Below are 22,593 nucleotides of genomic sequence, written 5' to 3'. Positions count from 1 at the left end.
CGTGGCCTGATTCGGAAAGTCCATGTTCCAAGTTCTTTTTCACATTCCGATCCTGAAGGGTTACTTCCCGCCGGATGGCATTCCCATCCACGGGTTCGGGGTGATGCTGTTCCTGACGTTCATCTCGGGCGTGTGGTTCCTCGGCTGGCTTTCACAGAAAACCGGCTCGAACCTGCCCCGTGAAAAAGTCCAGGATTTGGTGATTATCCTGTTCGTTTCCGGGCTGGCCGGGGCGAGATTCACCTACATGCAGCAATACCACGTTCCGCTTTCGCAGTTTTTCCGCATCTGGGAAGGCGGCATCGTGTTGTACGGCGGGATCATCGCCGGGATCGGGGCATTCCTGATCTATTACTTCGGCGTTCTGAGGCGTTTCCAAGTGAACTTGTGGCGGTTGGCCGATGCCACCGCCCCGGCCATCGCCTTGGGGATTGCCCTCGGCCGGGTCGGGTGTTTGTTGAACGGCTGTTGTTACGGGCATGTCGCCGACGAAGGATGCCCCGCCATCGGCTTCCCGTTGATGACCGCCCCGGCCCGTGATGTTGTGGTGGACAAATTCGGCTATCAGACCCCCACGGGTTTCACCACCGCGCGAAGCGCCCCGGACGACTTGCGGTCCGTCATTGACCGGGTGGAAACCAATTCCCAAGCCGCTAACGCCGGGTTGCGGCACGGTGACAAGATCATTGAAGTGAACGGCTTTTCCAACGGCGGGGTTCTGATCGTTTACGGCGGCGAGGATGCCTTGGCGCGAGCCGAACAACTCGGCCGGGAGAGGGAAGCCCAACGGATCGACTCGCAACCGGGCGAGAAGAATGATGCCCGCGTGAAGTTGGTTTTTGACGACGTGAAAAAAGCCATTGATGTGAGGAACCAACTGCGGACGGATATCAGCGGCAAAGGCCGGGTGTTTGACACCGACGTTTTCACGGACCTCATCAACAACTGGCCCCGTGGTGATCAACAACTTGACATGAAGGTCGAACGGCAAGGTCAGGAAGCAATCATCCCGGCATTTACGCCGCGAACCCTTGGATTACACCCAACGCAGATTTACGAATCGATCAGCATGTTGCTTCTGATCGGTTTCCTGCTCGCCTATTACCCGTTGCGCCGACACGACGGGCAGGTCTTCACGCTGTTCCTCGCCTGTTATGCCGTTCACCGATTCCTGAATGAAATCCTGCGAAACGACACCCCAATTGAGGGGTTCGGCATGAGCCTTTCTCAAAACATTAGCGTGCTAATTCTGATCGCCGCCCTTGGCATGGAGTTGGGATTGCGAAAATGGGGAACTCGCCGGGTTTGATGTGGCTTCGATAAAGACGGGCATTTTTCAGAGGGAGCCGGTTTCGTCGTCCGACGGAACCGGCTCCCTCTTTTTTTCCAAGACCCAAACACTGATTGTTTCGCGGTCGCTGCTGGTTACCGATTTTACTGATGCGACTGGTTCTGCCGGTCCGATAAACCTTGCGGGTCATCATCCCGGAGGGTTAATTCATGGTTCGCGGACTATACGCGGCGGCCACCGCCATGGACATGGCGTCGCAGAATCATGAAATTCTGGCCCAAAATTTAGCCCATTCCTCCACGCCCGGTTACCGGGCGCGCGGCCTCACATATGAGAGCTTTGATCGTGTTCTCGGCCGGGCGACGGCGCCGACCGGGGACATCGTGGGGTCAAGGGTCTCCGGACAATACACCGATTTCAAAACCGGCACCCTGCAACATACGGGCAATCCCCTGGATCTTGCCATCGAAACCGATGGATTCTTCGTGCTGACCACTCCGGGCGGACCGGTTTATACTCGCAGCGGCAATTTCCGCGTGACAGCCGACGGACAGTTAATCAGTCAATCTGGATATCCCCTGCAAGGTCAGCAAGGCCCGGTGAACGTCCCGCCGGGGTCGACAATCGCCGTGGCCCCGGACGGCACCGTGTCGGCCGACAGCGTGGCCGTCAATCAGATTCGACTCGTGCGGTTCACCAATCCCGCCGCGTTGCAAACCGCCGGGGACACCACCTTCAAAGCACCTCGCGAAGCCGGTGCCCAGCCAATGGAACGAGGCGTCGTGCAAGGTTTCCGTGAGGCATCGAACGTCTCCCCTGCCGAAGCGATGGTGGCCCTGATCAGTGGCCAGCGATACTTCGAGTCCACCCAGCGAGTGATACGGGCCATCAGCGACGCCTTGCAACTGAACACCCGACCCCAATGAGGAATTAAACCATGATTCGGGCGTTATACACCAGTTCGACCGGTCTCAGCGCCCAACAAGTGGTGCTGGACAACACGGCGAACAACCTGGCCAACGTAAACACCAACGGCTTCAAACGCGGCCAGGCAGACTTTCAAGACCTTATTTATGTGAACGAGCGCAATCCCGGCGCCGACGCCGCCCAAGGGTTGCAGGTTCCCACCGGCTTGCAGATCGGCAGCGGGGTACGGGTCTCCGGGATCACGAAGATTTTCGCCCAAGGTAGCATTGTCAACACGGGCAACCCGCTGGATGTGGCCATTGAGGGACAGGGGTTCTTCCAAGTCACCATGCCCAACGGCGAAATCCGTTACACACGAGATGGCGGGTTGCGTATGAACGCGGTGGGAAACATCGTCACCTCAGACGGTTTCTTGCTTTCCCCGCAGGTGACCATTCCGACCGAAGCCGTTTCGATCTCGATCGGCACGGACGGGACAATCTCCGTGGTGAACGCGGGATCGAACGGCGCTTCCACCACGCTGGGGCAGCTTACACTGGTGCGATTCCCGAATCCCGCCGGTCTGAGTGCCGAGGGGCGAAACCTGTTCGCTGAATCAGCCTCCTCCGGGGCGGCGACGACATCAACGCCGGGGCTTAACGGAACCGGCTTGATCCGACAGGGTTTCGAGGAGCGTTCCAACGTGGACACGGTCACCGAACTGGTGAATTTAATTCTCGCCCAGCGGGCCTACGAGTTTAACACGCGGGCGATTACCACTGCCAACAACATGCTCCAAGCCACCGTCGACCTCATTAGGTGATGTCATGAATGCACACAGCGGTTTCCGGTTTCCCGCAGCCTTGGCGGTTTTGTGGTGGCTCGCGGGTTTGGGGATCGACATCTCCGCCGAGGCTCCGAAAGGACCGGAGGGGATCGTCATCACCATGAGGGAAAAAGTCGCCATTCCCGGTCGCGCCATCACCCTCGGGGATGTCGCCGAGATTTCCGGCGGCAGCGAACACGCCCGTTTACAAATCGGCCGACTGGATTTGGCCGATTTCGGCGGAGCCACCAACGTGAACATCCGGCGCCGACAGGTGGAATTCCGTCTTCGACTGGCGGATTTTCCGACGAAATTGTTCAGTGTCGTTGGCGCGGAGGAAACGATGGTGGCCGCCATCCGCCAGCCACTCTCCCCGGAAGGCATCTTTCAGACCGCCAAAGATGCGGCCCTGAAACGGATGCCGTGGCCAGCCGAAGACCTGGCCGTGCGGCTGGTGCAACCAATCACCGCGCCATTGCCTTCAGTTTCCGATCCTTCGGAAGTGACCATGCGGGCCGAACCGCATACCGCCAACGTGAATATCGGCCGGGTTCAGATTGATGTGACCTTGTTCGTTCTCGGGGAAAAGAAATTGTCCCTGCCGGTGTACCTCGAAATCAAGCTGATGCGTTCGGTCATCATGGCCCGCAGCGGATTGGCCAAAGGGGACATACTCTCCGAGGCAAACACCGTCCCGGATCGCCGGGTCGTTGATCCAGGGTTAAGCCCCCTTCCCCCCGGCGAGTTGATGGGCCGGAAGACGAAACGCCCCGTGGCAATCGGACAAGTCATCCAAGAAGCGGATTTGGAGACGGCGCCGCTTGAAATTCCTGCGGCCGTCGTCCGCAACAAGCAACCGGTGAAGATGCTCGTCCGGTTGGGAGCCGTGAACGTCGTGGCCAACGGCGAAGCCCTTCAAGGAGGCAAGACGGGCGACCTCATCCGCGTTCAGAACATTGATTCCAAAAAGGTGGTCGTCGGCCGGATCACCGGGCCGGACACCGTGGAAGTGGAATAAGGAACCCCATGACTCGAAGCAGACTGTTGATGGCTTTCGCGACCTCGCTGGGAATCTGTTCCCTCGCCGGCGCGGATTCCATCTGGGATCGCCGAGACCCCCGCGCCGCTTTTTTGTTCCATGACAACCGGGCGAGAAACGTCGGCGATTTGTTGACGATCACAATCTCCGAAAGCACGGCGACCAACGAACGCGAAAGCCGCGGACTGGACCGGGGCACGAACAACTCGGCCACGGTCAATTATGCCGGATCGTACCAGTTCGATCCCAAACCGGCAACGGCGGGCAAATTGAACGCGACGGGGTCCACTTCCGACCGGCGGCAGTTCAACGGCAGCGCCCAGTTGAGCAGCACTCGGACATTTGTGGACCGGATGGCCGTTACTGTCGTGGATGTGCTTCCCAACGGCAATCTCGTCTTCGAGGGAACCCGGATGCGGGTCGTTGCCGGGGAAGAACGAATGTTGCGCGTCACCGGCGTCGTGCGGCCGGCCGACATTGTGTCAGGCAATGCCGTGCCTTCCGGGGCCATCGCGAACATGAAAATCAGTTACATTGGCCGCGGGCAAGAAACCGAATTCGTCAACCAGAGTTTGATTGGCCGGGCCATCAATTACCTTTTCCCGTGAGGCGAATCATGCGTCGATTTCTGATGATTCTGGCCGGGGTTTTGCTTCTGGGCCAGATGGCGGCCGCCCAAGTTCGCATCAAGGACATCTCCGAGCTTGAAGGAGCCAGAAGCAACTTGTTGCATGGCTTCGGCCTCGTCGTGGGGTTGGATGGCACGGGCAGTCGCAGCACATTCACACAGCAAGTCGCCGTGGACATGTTGCAAAAAAATAATGTGACGGCCACGATTTTCAGCCAGCTTCCGAGTGACAACGTCATTCGATCTACGAGCATCTCGGCCGTGATGGTCACGGCTGAAATCGGGCCGTTCGCCCGCAAAGGCAGTCGATTGGATGTCACCATCTCGGCCTTGGATGACGCCCGCAGTTTGCAGGGCGGCACCCTCATCATGACGCCGCTTCGCGGGGCGGATAACGAAATATACGTGGTTGCCCAAGGGCCGCTGTCTGTCGGCGGTTTCTCCGTCAGCGGCCAAACCGCCGGTGTCCAGAAAAACCATTTGAATGTTGGACGAATTGCCAACGGCGGCATGGTGGAAAAAGAAGCTCTTGGGGAAGTGCTCTGCAAAGGCCGGGCGCGATTCTTGCTAAAAGACGCCGACTTTAACACTGCCCGGATGGTCGCCAAAGTCATCAACGAAAAATACCCCGGTTATGCCCTCGCCCAAGACGCCGGAACAGTGGCCGTCGGGGTGCCGAAGGAAAAAGCCTCCAACCCGGTCGCCTTCCTGTCGGAACTCGGCTTGATGGAAGTAAATCCCGACCGTCCGGCCCGGATTGTGATTAACGAACGCACCGGCACGGTGGTGGCGGGGGAGAATGTCACGATCAACCCGACGGCGATTGCCCACGGCAACCTGTATTTGCTGGCCTCCGAAACTCCTCAAGTTTCCCAACCCAATCCATTGACGGGGGGAGCCACAACTGTCGTCCCGAGAACCAGCATCGCGGCCGTCGAACAACGAGCAAGGCTCAATGTCGTGCCCCGCGCCACCACCGTCGCCGAGGTGGCCCGTGCCCTCAATTCATTGGGAGTCACTCCACGCGACCTGATTTCGATCTTCCAAGCGTTGAAACAAGCCGGGGCTTTGAATGCCGAAATCGTGGTGATCTGACGCCAAATGGAGGGGGGAATCATGAGATTTAAGTCATGAGAAGAAAGCCGCCATGTCACGAACTGGCGACTTTCTTAGGGGAATTTTTTCTCGCTCATGGCTCAAAGCTCACGGTTTACCGCCAAATCATCTTGCCCAAGCGGTCTTTTCTGAGCCTGCAACCTCTGAAAAATTCTGTCCGGAGTTAAATTTCATGTCGGGCATACAAGCGAATTCCTCGAACGCACTAACTGGCTTCCTCCCTCTCCGCGCAACGAATGCTAGTCTTGGGAAGGATCAGAAGCATGCCGCGAACATGGCGAAGGATTTTGAATCCTTGTTCCTTTCCGTGTTGCTCAAAGGAATGCGGCAGACCCTTGAACCGGACAGTCTCTTCCCGGGTGATTCCGGCGATGTGATGGGAGGCTTGTTCGATCAGTTCATGGGTCAGCACCTCGCCAATGCCGGCGGGGTGGGATTGGCTGCCACGATCCAACGACAAACACAACAAGAGCCCCCCCCTCATGTCGATCGAACTGGTGGAACTCGCGGAAATGTGCCTCGCTCATCTGGCGCGTGAGGAGGCCACCCTCCAAGCCAGTCGAGACGGGCTCAACAAACTTTACGCCGCCTATCTGCGTGGCACCCTGGCGGATCTTCAAGCCGCCATTCTCCATTGCCAGGAACTAAGCGACGAAACTTTCGGCGCGAGACATCGCCGGGAAACGCTTTGTCGTCTGCTCGCCAAGGAAATGGGAATCGAACCGGAAAACGTCCGGCTTTCCTTGCTGGCGACGTTGCTCCCGGCCCCGTATGGAGACCAAGTGGCCGCCAGCCGGGACAAACTCCAAATGCTGGCCGAAGATGTGGAACGACTCACCAAACGAGTGTCCACCATCGCCACTTATTGCCGGACCTATCTTCAAAAAGCCATCGAGGATTCGACTGGCCAGTCTGTCGGCGTGGTAAATCAATACGGCCCCGCCGGCCGTCGGGTCGAGACCCGTGGTTCCCTCCTGATTGCGAACGGGTGATCCATGCTCAACGCATACAACATCGGTATTTCCACGATGAGCACCGCCCAGCGGGCGCTTGACCTCGTGGGGCAAAATATTTCAAACTCCGCCACGCCGGGCTATCACCGACAGGGCATCACCCTCGCGCAAACGACGACGGGGGACAACAACGGCACGGGCGTCAAAGTCCAAAACATCTTCCGGTACACCGACAACAGTGTTCGGAGCAGTCTGGTGAACGCCACCAGCGATCAGTCCCGTTCCACAACCCAACTGAACACCCAACGCCAGGCCGAATCGCTCTTCTCCACCGGGACCGGCTCGATTGACGGCGGGATGCAGTCGTTTTTCAACGCCCTCGACACGCTCTCGACCCAACCCTCCGACGCCACGCAAAAGCGAGTGACCGTCAGCAGTGCTGTGAATCTCAGCAATCAGTTCAACCAACTGACAACCGACCTCGGCAACCTAAAGAACAGCCAGCTTACCGGGGCGAAAGAAGCCGTTGACGCGATCAACACACTGGCCCCGAAAATCGCCGATCTCAACAAACAGATCTCGGTGGCGGAGGCCACTGGCGGCACCGCCAATGACCTCCGCGACCAGCGGGACTCGGCGATCAATGATCTGAGCCAGTACATTGATGTGCGGTTGTCCTCCCAAGACAACGGGGTGGTCAATGTGATGGGGGCCAACGATGCCATTGTTGTCGGCAATATGTCGACTAAGTTTGAGGCCGCGCTCGACACCAACGGATCACTGGTCTTCCGCGAAGCCGGAAGCACGACCTCGCTTACCCCGACCAGCGGCAAACTGGCGGGCTACTTGCAGGATTACAACCAGACGCTGCCGGGCTACCAAAGTCGTCTCGATCAACTGGCAAATAAGCTGATCACGAACGTCAATGCCGTGCAAGCAACGGGGTTGACATCGGCCGGCCCCTCTGCCAATCTGGCGGGCACGGTCTCCGTTGCCAATCCGACCGCCCTGCTGAGCACGCAAAATCTTTCTTCGCCGATCCAAGCCGGCCAGTTGATGATTTCGGTCACCCAGCAATCCACGGGAACGCGAACTCTTGTTCCCGTGAACATCGATCCCGCCACGCAAAGCCTTCAGGATGTGGCCAACGCGATCACTTCGGCGACCGGCGGCCAAGTGCAAGGAAGCATTGATCCGACAACAAATTCATTGAACTTGCAGGCCCAATCTGGATATGCCTTCGATTTCGCCGGCCGGGTTCCCACCCCGCCGAACGCCGTCGCCATGAACGGCACCTCCGCCCCGACCGTGACCGGAACCTATACGGGTTCGTCGAACGACACGTATTCGTTTCAGGTGGTCGGCAACGGCACCGTTGGAACAACACCGGGGCTAAGTTTGGAGGTTCGTGACAGCGCCAACAATCTGGTTTCCACGCTTAACGTCGGAGACGGTTACGAAGCCGGTTCCCCGCTGACGGTTGGCAACGGACTGACTGTGCGGCTCGGGGCGGGAACAACGAACGCCGGTTCTTTCAGTGTTCCAGTCACCGCCAACGCGGACACCGCCGGGGTTCTTCCGGCCTTGGGAGTCGGCGGCTTGTTTCGCGGGTCCGGCGCCGGCAACATTTCGGTTAACTCTGAATTCACGGCCGATCCGTCGAAACTGGCCACCAGCCGCAGCGGCGATCCGGGCGAGACCTCGAACATCATCCGCATGGCCGGTATTCAGGACAAACAATTGCTGGCGGGCGGCACACAGACACTGAGCCAGTATTACGGCGACACCATCGGCCAGGTTGGGGTGAATGTCTCCACACTCAACGATTTGCAAACGACCCAGGCGAATATGGTGAGCAATCTTTCTGCCCAAGAACAAAGCACGTCTGGGGTTGACCTCAATGAAGAGATGGTCAACCTGCTGACGTATCAACGAATGGTCGAGGCCGGTTCGCGGTATCTGTCCGTCGTCAACACGTCGATGGACGCCGTGTTTGCCATGATTAACTGATGAATTATTGACCAGGGAGAAACACCTATGGATATGCGAACGACCATCAGCACGCAGATATCACGCGCCACCTCCGCCCTGCAATCACAGTCGGCGGCCGTGGCCAAATATCAAGCGCAAATCACCTCCAGCGTCCGGTTGCAAAAAGCCTCGGACGGGGCGGCCGATTACGTGTCGCTGATTGATTACCAAGCCCGCGACGCCCGGTTGCAAAACTTCAAGGGTTCCATCAACTCGGCCACGCTTTCGCTCAACAATGGCGTGAATTCCCTCACCGAAGCAAGCGATATTCTCACCAAAGCCCACGACTTGGGGCTGGACGGAGCGAACGCCGCCACGGACGATCAGGCGGCCGGGGCGCTCGCCACGGAAGTCGATTCGCTGATCGGGCGATTCGTGGATGTGGCGAATGCCAAGAGCGGGGATTCGTACCTCTTCAGCGGCGCGGCCACCTCCACCCCCCCCTTTGTCGTGACGGCCACCGATCCGTCCGGCAACCCGACGGCCGTTTCCTATCAAGGATCGGATGATCCTTCCAAGGGCTCGGTGGGGCAAAATTACACGGTGGACACGAATTACCCCGGCAACCAAGTGTTTCAATCTTCGAGCGGGGATGCCTTCAAAGCCCTGATGACATTGCGAGACAACCTGAGAAATCCGAACCTCAGCCAGTCGGACCGGGCAACGGCCATCAACCAAAGCCTGTCCCAAATCGAGAGCATTCGGGGCAACATCCAAACAGCGATGGGCCAGCAAGCCTCCTCGTTGGAGAATCTGGATGCGGTCAACACCCGAATTGACGATGTGAGCGTCAACAACAAGGAACAGATCGGCAACCTGCAAAACACCGATTACGCCGAGGCCGCCGTCAAGCTTCAAGAACAGACCAACGCGTTCCAAGCGAGCCTGCTGGTGACATCAAAGATTTTTGATGCGTCGTTGATGGATTTTGTGAAGTAAGACGGGCAGCATTCGGCCAGAGCAAATTCAAAACGCCATAACGGGCATTGCCGAAAAGGAAGAGATCTTCCTTGGTTTTGTCGGTCCAACGGACCGATTAACATAGCCCAGCCCGAAAGGGCTGGGTTAAAGAGCATGAAGAAACCTCGGTCTGAAGGACCGATTATCTGCTCAAGGTCCGTGAGGGCCGCGACAACCCCAACTCGCCGATAATCGGTCCTTCAGACCGAAAAACCTTGGAGCATTCAAGCCCAGCCCTTTCGGACTGGGCTATGTTAGTCGGTCCGTTGGACCGAAATACCAGAAGACCTCTTTGGCCAGATTCCATCAATCAATCGAATCCGTTCAGACATTCTGACCTAACCCGATTCTCACGGTTCATCCCGTTGGATCGCCGTCGGTGGCGGCGGGGCGGCATCCAAATCGGACGTATCCAATCGGTCTTCCTTCGCCAGTTGCCGGAACATCTCCAGCGTCTGCCGAATTCCGTCTTCCAAGCTCGTCAATGGGAACGGCCCGAGATCCCGTTGCAACGCGGCATCGTCGAGGTCGTAGGCGATGGCTAGTTGACGATCGCCGTGCGTGACGAGTTGCTTCGCCGTCGGATCGACCTTGCACAAGGCGGCGTAGAAGGTTTGGATATCCACCACGGCACCGCGAAGGTTGTAGGACTTCGCCCCTTGATATGGCTTTTCCAAACATTGCACGAACGTCTTGGCCACGTCGTCCACAAACTGCAAGTCTTGCAACCCGCCGTAAGTGATGTGGTATTTCCGGCCGATGGCCACCGACTTGATGGCTTTTGTCGGCTCGCTGGTCATTCCCAAATCACGGCCGACGCCGTAGACCGTCCAAGGCCGAAGGCCGATGCTCGATTGGCCAAAGTCTTGATAATAAACGGCCGCGTTGCCTTCGTTGCACACTTTGAAATGCCCATAATGCGTGGCGGGCATCAGTTGCACATTGTCGGCAAGCGGGCCGGAGGGATACTTGTCCGGCGGGCCGAACACGGCGGCCGTGCTGGCATATACCAACCGCTTGATCTGATCACCCAAGCCCCGGATGGCCTCGAACACCGAGAGCGTGCCCACGACGTTGACCGTGGCGCCGAGAACGGGATTGGCCCGGCAGGTCGGCACTTGCAATCCGGCCAGATGAATCACATGGGTGATCTGGTGATCGACCAACGCCTTTTGAAATAGTTGCTGGTTGGTCACGTCCCCCGGCACAAAAGTGACTTTTTTCACTTCCTCGGTCGGCATGATGTCCTTGAGGCGCCGGGAGTCTTCCCGCAGGTCATACACCCAAACCTGATGCCCCCCCGCAAAGAGGTTGCGAATGATCCACGCCCCGATGAACCCATAACCGCCCGTGATCAGAACACGCATGAACAATACCCCGTCTGGGAAAGGTTGGCCTTCGTCTTCTTTGAATGATGGGCGCGGGGGAGCATTCCGGCAACCTGCGCCCCGACAACCTCAGCCGGTTGTCAGCACGATTTTTCCGCTCAGACCGCCGGACCCCTTCGACGAGCTTTCTTCTTGCAGTTGATGGGCGTGGGCGGCCTCGCTCAGTTTCAACCGGGTGCAAATATTGGCCTTCAGCTTGCCTTCGGCCAGCCATTTGGACATGTCAGCGGCACACTTCCGCTGTTCGTCAGGGGGCATGTTGAACATGGCGAAGCCGGAGAGCGTCAGCCCCTTCACATAAAACGGCCCATGCGGAAACACCGGCCGGGCCGTGCGACCGGCGATCACCACCAGTCGCCCTCGAGGCCGGACCATCTCCACCATCTTGTCGTAATCTGGTTCTTTTTGCGTTTCAAAGAAGACATGCAACCCGGCCCCGCCGGTGTGTTCCTTCACCTTGGCGGCAATGTCATCCGTCTTGTAGTTGAGGACAAAATCAGCTCCGAGAGCCTTTGCTTTCTTCGCCTTTTCTTCGGAACCGACGGTGGTGATCACCTTGGCGCCGACCGCTTTCGCCATTTGGACAACCATCGACCCCACACCGCCGGTCCCGCCGTTGACGAACACGAATTCGCCCGCCTGAGTCTTCGCGGCCATGAATAACCCGAGATGAGCGGTGATGCCCACCAAGGCGATGGCCGCCAAGTCTTCGTCCGAATCACCCTCGGAGGCCGGGTAAACATAATCTTCGTGCGGGCAACAGAATTCCGCAAAGGTTCCCTGCCGACCCACCACCCCCTGATTGGAACCCCAAACCCGTTCGCCCGGTTTGAACTTGGTGACGGCCGCCCCGACCGCGTCCACGGTCCCGGCGAAATCACACCCCGGAATGAACGGCTTGGGAAGGTTGGCCGGAACCGCCCCACTGCGGATGTAGGTGTCGATGGGGTTGACGCTCACCGCCGTGACTTTGACACGAACTTCATTTGGGCCGGGCGTCGGGGTGGGCAATTCACCGTATTGGATGACGCTCGGCGCCCCGGTGGCTTCAAAGTAGGCAGCTTTCATGGGAGATCGTCTCGCGGGAGGATTTTGGTGTGATGATATGCCCGGCCAACGGCGACGGTCAGCATTCACCGCCATTACCCCTCGGCCGGATTCCGGAAAAATTCACGCTGGCCGCTTGAACATCCCCGGCAGTTGTGGGACTCTACAATCCTCTCCGCAAGGAACAAATTCAATGCCTGCGTTTCACCTAGCCACTTTTCGGGTTGATGTCACCCCGCCCATTGGCCATCCTCTATGCGGCGGTTGGATCGAGCCGGCCCGCAAGATCGCCGATCCACTGGAGGCATTCGGCGTCGTTTTGCTCGGACAGGGCAAGCCGGTCGTCCTGTGTGTTTTTGACTGGGTCGCCCTGCGAAATGACGCCCATCTGGCCATCCGCAAAGCCCTCGCGGATGCTGCCCATACGACCATCGAATTTGTGAGCGTTCACGCCGTCCACCCGCACGATGCCCCATTCGCGGACACGGAAGCCCAGAAAATCCTCGACGCCGCTCACGGGCCGCCATGTCTGGATTTGAAGTTCTTCGACCAAGTGGTGAAAGACATCGGCAAAGCCTGCCGAGATGCGCTGGCGAAGACAAAGCGGTTCACTCACATTGGCATCGGATCAGCGGTAGTCAAAGAAGTCGCCTCCAATCGCCGCGTGCTTGGCCCCGACGGCAAGGTGAAATTTACCCGCACCAGCGCCACCAAGGACAAAGAGGCCCGCGAACAACCCGAAGGGGTGATCGACCCGGTGTTGCGCACCCTCAGCTTTTGGGATGGCGACACCCCGTTGGTGGCGATGCACTACTACGCCACGCATCCGATGAGTTATTACGGCAAAGGCGAAGTCAGCGCAGACTTCTGCGGACTGGCCCGCCGGAAGTTTCAAGAAGCCAACCCAACCGTGTTCACGGCTTATTTCAACGGTTGCGGCGGGAACATCACCGCCGGAAAGTACAACGACGGCTCCCCCGAGAACCGCCCTCTCTTGCGAGACCGGATGCTGGCCGGGATGACCGAAAGTTGGAAATCGACCAAACGCCGCGAAGTCACCGGCTGGGAATGGCGGGTGGAACCAGTCAAACTGAAACCCCGCAAGGAAGCCAGTTTCACCGAAGAACAAAGCCGTTTGGCCGTCAACGACGAGAAAGCGACGAAAGCGAAACGGGGCAATGCCGCCTATCAACTCGCATGGTTAAAGCGGCTCGATCAACCCATCGATATCGGCTGCCTGGATTTCGGCGGCAAAACACTTGTGCTGCACCTGCCGGGGGAGGCGTTCATCGACTATCAACTGGCCGCCCAGAAAATGCGGCCGGATGCGGATGTCTTCGTCGCCAGTTACGGCGACGACGGTTGCGGCTACATCCCTACGGCAGCCGGGTATCTGCAAGGAGGCTACGAACCCACTGTGGCCCTTAGCAGCCCGGACAGTGAAGAGATTTTGATGAAGGCGATGATGAAATTGTTAAAGGGCAAACCACCCGAAGGAGAGAAATGAACCTGACGCTCAAACACGGACGCATGGCCGGTTGCGGCTTGTTGCTGTTGCTCATTTTCACTCCGTTGGCCCATTCCGCCGAAGCCATTTACAAAGCGGGGATCGCCAAAAAGGTCATTACACCGTCGGGACCGTTGTGGATGGCCGGCTACGGCTCCCGGAACAAGCCCTGCGTGGACAAGCAGCATGATCTCTGGATCAAAGCGCTGGCTCTGGAAGATTCCACCGGGCATCGTTTCGTGATTCTCACCAGCGACCTGTGCGGCATCCCGCGCAACCTGTCCGAGCCGGTTTGCCGGGATGTAATGAAGGCCACCGGGCTGAAACGGGCCGACATCCTGATGAACTGCTCCCACACCCATTGCGGGCCGGTGGTGGCCGGAAATCTCACCGACATGTATCCGATGAATGCCGAGCAACTGGAGGATGTCCGCAAGTACACGGAAACCTTGACGGCCGGAATGACCGAAATCCTCATCGCCGCCCTGAAAGATCTAAAACCGGCCAATGTCTCCATCGGCGAGGGAACCACCCGCTTCGCCGTCAACCGCCGGGAAGTCACCCCCGCGGGGGTCATCAACGGCAAGAACCCGACCGGGCCGGTCGATCATTCCGTGCCCGTGCTAAAAGTCACTGACATGGATGGCAAAGTGACCGCTCTCCTCTTCGGCTATGCCTGCCACAACACCACCATGAGCTACTACAAGTGGTCCGGCGATTATGCGGGTTTCGCCCAAATTGAACTGGAAAAAGCCTACCCCGGTTCCACGGCCATGTTTTGGATTGGTTGCGGCGGGGATGCGAATCCGCTGCCAAGATCGATGATCGAACTTTGCGAAAAATACGGCAAAGAACTGGCGTTGGCCGTGAAAGATGTGGCGAACGGAAAAATGGCCCCGCTCATCAAACCCATTACCTCTTCCTATTCCGAAGTAACGCTTCCGTTGGACAAACTTCCCGCCAGGGAATATTGGGAAGCTGAGGTTTCGAGCAAATCCATCGCCAACGCCAAACGGGCCGAGAGAATGCTGGCAAAGTTACGAGCAGGCGTGCCAATCCCGACAGAATATCCTCATTACCCGATTCAGATATGGAAATTCGGCGATCAACTCACTTGGGTGGCCCTCGGCGGCGAAGTGGTGATCGATTACAACCTCCGGCTGAAAAAAGAACTTCCCGCGAATGGAATGAAATGGATCGCCGGTTACAGCAATGATGTGATCGCTTACATTCCCTCGGCCCGTGTGCTGAAAGAAGGGGGATACGAAGCTGACTCATCGCAAGTCTACTACGGCCTTCCGACTAAATGGGCTCCCGCTATCGAAGATATCATCGTCAATAAAACTCTCGAATTGGCGAAGTGAGAAATTCTCTGTCTCGTCTTTCGGCGTTTTTCGGTTCGGCGAAACAAACAAGAGGAGCATCCGACCATGATGGTCGGATGCTCCTCTTGTTTGTTTCGCATCGGCTTATCGCTTATTTCTTCAAATTATCAAAGTCAATCTTGTACTTCTCCAGCATGTTCCGGCGAACGGCGCTGCGGTCGCTGTCCAACACCTCCCACACTTTCACACGATCCGGAGCGGTCTTCACCACCAATTCCGCCTGCCGGGCACTCAATTCGCCGACATTGGAATCCATTTGCGTGCTGTAAGACGGGGCAATCCCCACCCGGCCTCGTGGTGTGATGAATCCGCCTCCCGATGATGCCGTGGTGACAGACTTATAATTGTCATAGGCATCCAGTTGCAATTTCAGCCCTCGCAACGACCCCGCGAGCGAGCGAAGCTTGGCCGTCACGCTTGAACCGTATTGCAAAAGCTCGGGGTCCACATCTTGGATAGGCAGTTTGTCAATCTTGTTTGAATACGTTTCGTACCACAAGGCCGAGCCGCTGTAATCGTTGGCTTTCATGTTCAAATTGCCGCGAGTCCGCAAGTCATCAAGATAAGTGTTGATGGCCCGGTAATAGCGCATGCTGGAGGCCAGGGCGGCCGAGTCTTTCGGGGTCAGGATGGTGCCTCCCTCCGGGGATTTGGCGGCGTCGGCCGGGGAGTTAATCACCGAAAGCAGGCGGCGAAGCGATTTGTCTGAGAATGTTGTTTTCAGTTGGAACATCTTGTCTTGCCTCACCACTTCGGCCTTGGCCACTTCGGTGATTTCAAAGCCGCAAATATCAATAATTTTCGGAAGCATGGACTGAAACGCCTTGGCTTGCGAATCGAGAAGTTGCTTGAAATCAATATCAATCTCGACGGGGGATGGTTCGCCGATTTGCACTGTAATGGTCACTCCTCGAATGTTCATGATGGCTTGCGTCACGGCATCCAAGCTAGGATCTTCCTTGGTAATTCCCCCGCGAAGCAATTCAAGGCGAAGAGACTGCGGGTCAAAAATATCCGTGAGGTCCGTCGCCACGACAATGTGGGATTTGCTCTTCTTCGCAAGGGCTTCCTGAATGTATGCCGAATAGCTCACTTTCTCCGGTTTCGGTTGTGTCAGCCAGCGGGAGAATTCCTGCCTCGGCAGCGTCGAGGACACGGCGACAATCCCCGGAGTCGGGATGGCCACATAACCCCGACGGGGACTGAGGATGACCGTTTTGTCGCCCATCAATTGGGTGGTGCCCCCCTCGCGTTGAGCGATCTCGGTCGATGTCAGAGTGTTGTTCACCGGCACAAGGGCAAGGCTCTTTCCCTCAGCCAGTTCGCCAGGATAAAGTTCGGCCCCGATCACCACAAAATGTGCCCACGGCGGCACGGCCAGGGCGCCGGCCATGTATTCCGTTTCGTGGTTCTTGCTCCATTCTTCCTTGACGGCGCGGGGTGATTTGTTAATTTCCCGCACGTTGATGACGGCCACCGTGTTCATGCGGCCCGGCACGTATTTCAACACGTCCGGGAGTTCGGCCGAACGGGCCGAAGGAATCATCGCCAGCATGGCCGCCAGCCAAATCAATCGCTTCATGGACGCTCTCTTGGAAAAGAAGGATGTCTCGGCAATTGTAATTCAAGATGGCGACTTTGCATCGTTCTTCAAATCCAAATCCTAATCAAGTGACATTGACTCCAAAGCCGATTTGTTCCACAATCGAATCATTCACTCTCCGAACCGGAAACTCCGTTTGGCCAACCTTGACCGCCATGTGCCTGAATTTCTCAATCTCATCCGGGAGTTCGAGCAGCGATTTCGCGTGATGGATGCCGAGACGGTCAATGGACCTCATGAAAATCTAAGCCTTCAAGAACTCCGGCTGATCGAATTTCTCGGTGAAGGCGGGCGAAAGATCATGAAAGATCTGGCCGCCCATTTGATCCTGGCGGTCAACTCGGTCACCAGTTTGGTGGATAATTTGGAGAAGAAGGGCTATGTTTCCCGACAACGCTCCACCGAAGACCGCCGCGTGATTCATGTGGAATTGACCGATGCCGGCCGCGAACTGCTCGCAATCGCCGCAACGGAAAAGCAAGCCTGCATCCGCTGGTTATTGGGCGGATTAACGATCTCGGAACGTGACACATTCATCCAGTTGTTTCGCAAAATGGCCCGCGCGGAGGGGCCGCCGCCGAAAAAATAATTTTCAGAAGTTGAACCGGCCGCGAACCGCCGGTTATTTTTGCGGTCATTACATCGAAAATCGAATTATTCACTCTCCGAATCTCGATTCGGGGAAACTTGAGTGAAATCACATGTCGGTCGTGGGAAATCGGGAGGCCATCGTGAAACTCTTGAAGCGTCGCTGGTGGGTGGTGTTGATCGTCATCGGCGTGGCGGGCGGATTGGCGGTGGCCAGCGGCCATTTGGGCGGCAACAAGCCGGACGCTGCTCCCAAGACCGCGACCCCGGTGAAAGAAACCACAGTAAGCGTTACAGTCGACAAGGCAACCGCCCGGCCGGTGCGGCGGCTGGTTTCGGCAGTCGGCTCTCTTTATGGTTGGGATGAAGTGGCTGTCACCCCGAAAGTAGAAGGACGTGTGGTTCGAGTTTATCGGGATGTGGGTGATGTCGTCAAACCCGGCGAGCCCTTGCTGGATCTTGATGCCACCGATTTTCAACTCGCCGTCGCGGAAGCCCGCCGGGCGTTGGAGCTTGAACTGGCCAAGTTGGGTCTCCGAGAACAGCCTGGCCCTGATTTTGATGTGACGCAACTGCCAAGCGTTGTCCGGACTGATTCACTCGTGAAACAAGCCGATTTGAGGGTAAAACGCTTGCAAGCGGGCGGCCGGGCGGTGACGGATGAAGAAGTCCAGCAAGCCACGACAGATGTGGAAGTGGCCAAGGCCAACCGTCAACAAGCGGTCTTGGAGGCCAAGGCCACGATAGCGGCCGCCCGGCAAAAGCAGGCATCCTTGGAGTCGGCCGAACAGCGATTGAGGGACACAAGACTCATCGTCCCCGTTCCGCTGAGTCTTCAAGAAACGGGCATGAAAACCCCGGCCGAGTATGTCATCAGTTTTCGCAAGGTGACCGAAGGGGAAATGGTTCGGATCATTCCGCTTGTTGATGCCCCGCCGATGTTCCGCCTCGTGATTGACCGGCCGTTGAAATTACAACTCACTTTGCCCGAACGACACCGAACCGAGGTGAAACTCGGGCAGACGGTGGAACTCGAAGTCGAATCATACCCCGGTGAAATCTTCTCGGCCGCCGTTTCCCGTATCAACCCGGCCATCGAGCGGTCGAGCCGGACTTTTGCGGTGGAAATCATCGTCCCGAATGCGGATCGACGACTCGGCGCCGGGAGTTTTGCCAAGGCCAACATCATCACCAAGGAAGACGCCAAAGCGGTCACCGTTCCGGAGGAAGCCATCATCAGTTTCGCCGGGATTTCGCGGATATTCATCATGGACGGCGACAAGGTCAAAGCCGTTCCGGTGAAGACGGGCACCACCACCGTCATCAAAGAAGGTGATCGGCAACGCACATGGGTCGAAGTGGAAGGAAACCTGAAGCCGGGAGCGGCGGTCGTCACCAGCGGTTTTAGCCGATTGGCCGACGGCATGACCGCCAACGTTCGCACCGATGCGGGGGGCAAATAATGAATATCTGGGATCTCTGCATTCGACGGCCGGTTTTCACGGCCATGCTGGTCTCGGCCCCCATCGTGTTGGGCATCGTCTCGTACACCCGGCTCGGGGTCGAGTTGTTCCCGAACGTGGACATGCCGATGATTACCGTCACCACGACGCTGCGAGGCGCCAGCGTGGAGGCGATGGAAACATCGGTCACCAAACCCATCGAGGAGGCGGTCAACACCATCTCCAGCATTGACGAACTGCGGTCTTCCACGAAAGAAGGTTTTTCGCAAGTCGTCGTCCAGTTCAAGCTCGACAAAAACGGGGACATTGCCGCCCAAGAAGTTGACGCCAAAGTCCGCACAATTCTGAGCCAATTGCCTGTCGGCACCGATCCGCCGATCATCGACAAGTTATCGCTCGATGCCACGCCGGTGATGACCATCGTGATTTCCGGCAATCGGGACATGCGGGAAATCACGGAGATTGCCCGCAAGCGGCTGAAGGAGGAACTAGAAACAACCTCCGGTGTCGGCTCCGTCGTCTTGGTCGGCGGTCGGCCTCGGGCCGTGCATGTGATCGTGGACCCGGACAAACTGGCCAAATACGAGAACCTCACAATCGAGGACGTTCGACAAGCACTGATCCGCGAGAACCGGGAAGATCCGGGCGGACGGGTGGACCGACTTCAATCGGAAAAGGTGCTTCGGGTGGATGGCCGGGTGGACAAATCCGAGTCGTTCGGCCGCCTGATTATCGGCAACCGCAACGGCCAGCCAATCCGGATTGAGGATGTCGGCCGTGTGGACGACTCCTTTGAAGAACCACGCGGCATGAGCCGGTTGTGGATGCGATCCAGCGACAAGGAAGAAGACACCGGGCGTAATGCCGTTAGCATCGTGATTCAAAAACAATCGGGCCGGAACACGGTGACGGTGGTGGATGAATTGCAAAAGCGAATGGAAGCCATCAAAGCCACGCTTCCGCCGGATATTCGCACGGAGGTGATCCGCGACCAGTCACGTTTCATCCGTATTTCGATGGAAGAAGTGAAGATTCACTTGCTCCTCGCGGTGGCGTTGGTGAGCTTGTCGATTCTGCTGTTCCTGAGAGACTGGCGAACGACTATCATCGCCACGCTGGCCATCCCCACCTCGTTGATCGGGTCGTTCGCGTTCATGTATGCGATGGGCTTCACGCTCAACAATTTCACGATGATCGGCCTGATTCTCTCGGTCGGCATCGTCGTGGATGATGCCGTGGTGGTCCACGAAAACATCTTCCGACACATGGAAGAAAAGGGCCTGTCGGCCTTTGAGGCCGCCAGTTCCGCGACCAAAGAAATCGCCCTGGCGGTGGTGGCGACGACGCTCTCGCTGGTCGTTGTGTTCGCCCCCATTGCCTTCATGGGCGGTCAAGTGGGCCGATTCTTCAACGCCTTCGGTTATGTGGTCGGTTTCTCGGTGCTGATGAGCATGTTCATCTCGTTCACGATGACGCCCGCCCTGTGTTCGCGGTTCCTCAAAAAGCCCGAAGGACATGGGTCGAGCAAATCTGGGTTTATCTGGAACGCCATTGAAAAGACTTACATCGGCATGCTTGCCTGGAGTCTGCGCCACCGGTGGGTTGTCATCACCACCGCGTTTTTGGTGTTTCTCACCACGCCGGTGTTGATGAGCATCGTCGGCGCCGACTTCGTGCCCAAGGACGATCAAAGCGAATACGAAATGGTGGTCACCTTCCCGGAGGGTTATTCGCTCGAACGGGCCGATCAAACCATTCTGGAAATCGACCGGCGAATCCGAAAACTTCGCGGCGTGGAATATACGTTTTCCACCATCGGCGACACCACCGGCCGGGTCACCAAAGCCCAGGGGGATGTGACCAAGGGGAACATTTACGTTCGGCTAACCGACCTTTCCACACGAAAGTTTTCGCAGTTCGACATCATGAACGACACGCGCAACATCTTGAAGGAGTTCCCGGATCTGCGAACGGCCGTACAGGACGTTTCGATTGTCTCGTCGTCCGGCTTCCGGGAAGTGGATGTGGACTTGAACCTCTGCGGGCCGGACATGGCTCAACTACAGAAATACTCGAACGAAATCGCCGATTGGATGCGGACTGATCCTCGTTTTGTGGACGTGGACACCAGCCTTTCGCTCAGCAAACCGGAGTTGCGAGTTCGGCCGGATTCCGAGCGTCTGTCCGATCTTGGCGTGAGTTTGCAAAGCGTCTCGGCCACCACAAACGTGCTGGTCGGCGGGTTGCCGGTGACCAAATACAAGGAAAAAGACGAGGAATACGACGTATGGCTGCGGGCCGAACATTCGGGCCGGGATGACCGCGAAACCATCTCCCGGCTCGGCGTTCCCTCGACAAAATCCGCGAATGGCGTGGTGAAGATTGGGTCCGTCGCCCGCTTTGAGGACGCGATGGCTCCGAACACCATCGACCGTTTCGGCCGTCAACGGCAGGTGGTCATCTCGTCAAACTTGAAGGGGCTGGGCCTGAGCGACGGGGTGGCTCTCGTGGACGCTTACATGAAGTCCCGCGAGTGGCCGCCGGAATATCGGTACGAGTTCATTGGCCGGGCCAAGATGTTGAAGGAGTCAAACGACAACTTCCTGATCGGGTTCCTGCTGGCGTTTGTGTTCATGTACATGATTCTGGCGGCCCAGTTCGACAGCTTTGTGCATCCGGTGAGCATCCTCGCCGCGTTGCCGCTGACGATCCCGTTCGCCATCGTGTCGCTGATTATGTTGCGAACGCCGCTGGACCTGTTTGCCATGCTCGGGCTGTTCATGTTGTTCGGCATCGTCAAAAAGAACGGCATCTTGCAGGTGGATTACACCAACCATCTGCGGAAAGAGGGCATGGAACGCACCGAGGCCATCTTGGAGGCCAACCGCGTTCGCTTGCGGCCAATCCTGATGACCACGGTGATGCTGGTGGCCGCAATGATTCCGATGGCCTTGGGACAAGGACCGGGCGCCGGGTCTCGTTCCAGCATGGCCAAAGTGATCTTGGGCGGACAGGCGTTGTCGCTGGCCCTGACACTGCTGGTCACCCCGGTTTCCTATTCGATTTTCGACGGCATCGGCGGTTGGTGGCGTCGTCAATTGAGCCGCGAAAAGGTGCATGACGAGGCTTTGGCAGAGAGTTGATCCTCAACATTTCCGGCCGCATTCCACCATGCGGCCGGAAATGTGAACACGTTACAGACGTTTCACTTTCACGATTTTCAAACCAGTCAAAATTCGATCCAAAAGTGACCTGAAACTATCAAAAACAGTCGCCCGGCGACCATTTTTGGGCCGTTGGACACCCCAAAACTGTTCAAAAACGGTGGGCCAACTGAACACCTTTTTTCAAAACTCCCGGCAAAAACGGGGGGTCTCTCTAATGATTTTGGGCAAATGCGCAGCGATTTTGAGCCATTGAAAATGGCCCAAAATGAAAAAGCTGACACCAAACTTGTCAGCGGCAAATCAAACAGCACTTGTTTAGTGCGAGTGGAAAAGAATGAGTTGGTTGGCGATACAGAGTACTCCGCACGCTCCGCGTGCGGATGGAACTTGTCCGATGGTCGGACGATGAAACGGGGCAAAGCCTGCCCGCACACGGAGAGCTTGTGAAAAAATCGTCGTCCGGGAGCGAAACCGTTGTTGGTCCGCGCTAAGTTGAGGTGAACGTCCGCTAATTTCGCGAGAGGCCATGTCCCAACCCGCCCGTCGTCTTCGACATGCGAACCGTCACCAAGCGGAGATGCGGATCGAGTCGCTCGACCAGATGCTTCCGCCCGAGCATTCAGTCCGGTCCGTCTGGGAGTTCGTCGGGGGGCTCGACCTGTCGGAGTTGTCAGGACGGATCAAGGCGCTGCCCG

At 57.4% G+C, this 22,593-nt stretch carries 18 protein-coding genes; 15 read left to right on the top strand and 3 right to left on the bottom strand.

The window, feature by feature from the left end:
- Positions 1-22 precede the first annotated feature (22 nt).
- The 10 genes from BGIM_RS58485 (at position 23) to BGIM_RS0129020 (ending at position 9,729) form a co-directional block, all read left to right on the top strand.
- Entirely contained in the window at positions 23-1,309 is a 1,287-nt protein-coding gene (locus BGIM_RS58485; protein ID WP_020473204.1) for a prolipoprotein diacylglyceryl transferase family protein, read from the top strand.
- Positions 1,310-1,500: 191 nt separating this feature from the next.
- A complete protein-coding gene (gene flgF / locus BGIM_RS0129060; RefSeq protein ID WP_020473203.1) occupies positions 1,501-2,217 on the top strand; it encodes a flagellar basal-body rod protein FlgF in 717 nt (238 codons plus the stop codon).
- An 11-nt stretch (positions 2,218-2,228) separates the two neighbouring features.
- Complete coding sequence (gene flgG / locus BGIM_RS0129055) at positions 2,229-3,020, top strand: flagellar basal-body rod protein FlgG (RefSeq protein ID WP_020473202.1); 792 nt, start codon at positions 2,229-2,231, stop codon at positions 3,018-3,020.
- A gap of 4 nt (positions 3,021-3,024) precedes the next feature.
- Positions 3,025-4,041 (top strand): flagellar basal body P-ring formation chaperone FlgA, encoded by a 1,017-nt coding sequence (gene flgA / locus BGIM_RS0129050; RefSeq protein WP_020473201.1) that lies wholly within the window; start codon positions 3,025-3,027, stop codon positions 4,039-4,041.
- 8 nt (positions 4,042-4,049) lie between these two features.
- Positions 4,050-4,670 (top strand): flagellar basal body L-ring protein FlgH, encoded by a 621-nt coding sequence (locus tag BGIM_RS0129045; protein WP_084760153.1) that lies wholly within the window; start codon positions 4,050-4,052, stop codon positions 4,668-4,670.
- Between the two features lie 8 nt (positions 4,671-4,678).
- The gene (locus BGIM_RS0129040; RefSeq protein ID WP_020473199.1) at positions 4,679-5,785 is read left to right on the top strand and encodes a flagellar basal body P-ring protein FlgI; all 1,107 of its coding nucleotides are present in this window, start codon (positions 4,679-4,681) and stop codon (positions 5,783-5,785) included.
- A gap of 52 nt (positions 5,786-5,837) precedes the next feature.
- The gene (locus BGIM_RS68385) at positions 5,838-6,344 is read left to right on the top strand and encodes a rod-binding protein (RefSeq protein WP_084760151.1); all 507 of its coding nucleotides are present in this window, start codon (positions 5,838-5,840) and stop codon (positions 6,342-6,344) included.
- The gene (locus BGIM_RS0129030; RefSeq protein ID WP_020473197.1) at positions 6,289-6,798 is read left to right on the top strand and encodes a hypothetical protein; all 510 of its coding nucleotides are present in this window, start codon (positions 6,289-6,291) and stop codon (positions 6,796-6,798) included. The genes BGIM_RS68385 and BGIM_RS0129030 overlap by 56 nt, the downstream gene beginning before the upstream one ends.
- A gap of 3 nt (positions 6,799-6,801) precedes the next feature.
- On the top strand, positions 6,802-8,769 hold the full coding sequence (gene flgK, locus BGIM_RS0129025) for a flagellar hook-associated protein FlgK (protein ID WP_020473196.1): 1,968 nt from the start codon (positions 6,802-6,804) through the stop codon (positions 8,767-8,769).
- A gap of 27 nt (positions 8,770-8,796) precedes the next feature.
- Positions 8,797-9,729, top strand: coding sequence for a hypothetical protein (locus BGIM_RS0129020; protein ID WP_020473195.1), 933 nt, complete (start codon positions 8,797-8,799; stop codon positions 9,727-9,729).
- Positions 9,730-10,100: 371 nt separating this feature from the next.
- Here the strand turns inward: BGIM_RS0129020 and BGIM_RS0129015 are convergent, their stop codons facing one another.
- Together BGIM_RS0129015 and BGIM_RS0129010 are read right to left on the bottom strand one after the other, a co-directional pair.
- Entirely contained in the window at positions 10,101-11,117 is a 1,017-nt protein-coding gene (locus tag BGIM_RS0129015) for an NAD-dependent epimerase/dehydratase family protein (RefSeq protein WP_020473194.1), read from the bottom strand.
- A gap of 90 nt (positions 11,118-11,207) precedes the next feature.
- A complete protein-coding gene (locus BGIM_RS0129010; RefSeq protein WP_020473193.1) occupies positions 11,208-12,206 on the bottom strand; it encodes an NADPH:quinone reductase in 999 nt (332 codons plus the stop codon).
- 172 nt (positions 12,207-12,378) lie between these two features.
- On the opposite strand from BGIM_RS0129010, the gene BGIM_RS0129005 reads away from it, so the two are divergent.
- Both BGIM_RS0129005 and BGIM_RS0129000 read left to right on the top strand, forming a co-directional pair.
- Positions 12,379-13,692 (top strand): hypothetical protein, encoded by a 1,314-nt coding sequence (locus BGIM_RS0129005; RefSeq protein ID WP_020473192.1) that lies wholly within the window; start codon positions 12,379-12,381, stop codon positions 13,690-13,692.
- Positions 13,689-15,056: a neutral/alkaline non-lysosomal ceramidase N-terminal domain-containing protein gene (locus BGIM_RS0129000; protein WP_020473191.1), complete on the top strand. Its 1,368-nt coding sequence runs from the start codon at positions 13,689-13,691 to the stop codon at positions 15,054-15,056. Before BGIM_RS0129005 ends, BGIM_RS0129000 begins: the two co-directional genes overlap by 4 nt.
- Before the next feature lie 112 nt (positions 15,057-15,168).
- Here the strand turns inward: BGIM_RS0129000 and BGIM_RS0128995 are convergent, their stop codons facing one another.
- The gene (locus tag BGIM_RS0128995; protein WP_020473190.1) at positions 15,169-16,659 is read right to left on the bottom strand and encodes a hypothetical protein; all 1,491 of its coding nucleotides are present in this window, start codon (positions 16,657-16,659) and stop codon (positions 15,169-15,171) included.
- Between the two features lie 157 nt (positions 16,660-16,816).
- On the opposite strand from BGIM_RS0128995, the gene BGIM_RS58480 reads away from it, so the two are divergent.
- The 3 genes from BGIM_RS58480 to BGIM_RS0128970 all read left to right on the top strand — a co-directional run bounded on the left by BGIM_RS58480 (position 16,817) and on the right by BGIM_RS0128970 (position 21,874).
- Entirely contained in the window at positions 16,817-17,269 is a 453-nt protein-coding gene (locus BGIM_RS58480; RefSeq protein ID WP_157369515.1) for a MarR family winged helix-turn-helix transcriptional regulator, read from the top strand.
- A gap of 112 nt (positions 17,270-17,381) precedes the next feature.
- Positions 17,382-18,731 carry an efflux RND transporter periplasmic adaptor subunit gene (locus BGIM_RS0128975; RefSeq protein ID WP_020473187.1) on the top strand — a complete coding sequence of 450 codons (1,350 nt, stop codon included), beginning with the start codon at positions 17,382-17,384 and terminating at the stop codon, positions 18,729-18,731.
- Positions 18,731-21,874 carry an efflux RND transporter permease subunit gene (locus BGIM_RS0128970; RefSeq protein ID WP_020473186.1) on the top strand — a complete coding sequence of 1,048 codons (3,144 nt, stop codon included), beginning with the start codon at positions 18,731-18,733 and terminating at the stop codon, positions 21,872-21,874. The genes BGIM_RS0128975 and BGIM_RS0128970 overlap by 1 nt, the downstream gene beginning before the upstream one ends.
- Positions 21,875-22,593 lie beyond the last annotated feature (719 nt).

This window comes from Zavarzinella formosa DSM 19928 (assembly GCF_000255705.1).
GTDB classification, from domain to species: domain Bacteria; phylum Planctomycetota; class Planctomycetia; order Gemmatales; family Gemmataceae; genus Zavarzinella; species Zavarzinella formosa.
Note: the sequence above shows the minus strand (reverse complement) of the source record. Positions and strands in the feature narration are given on the sequence as shown.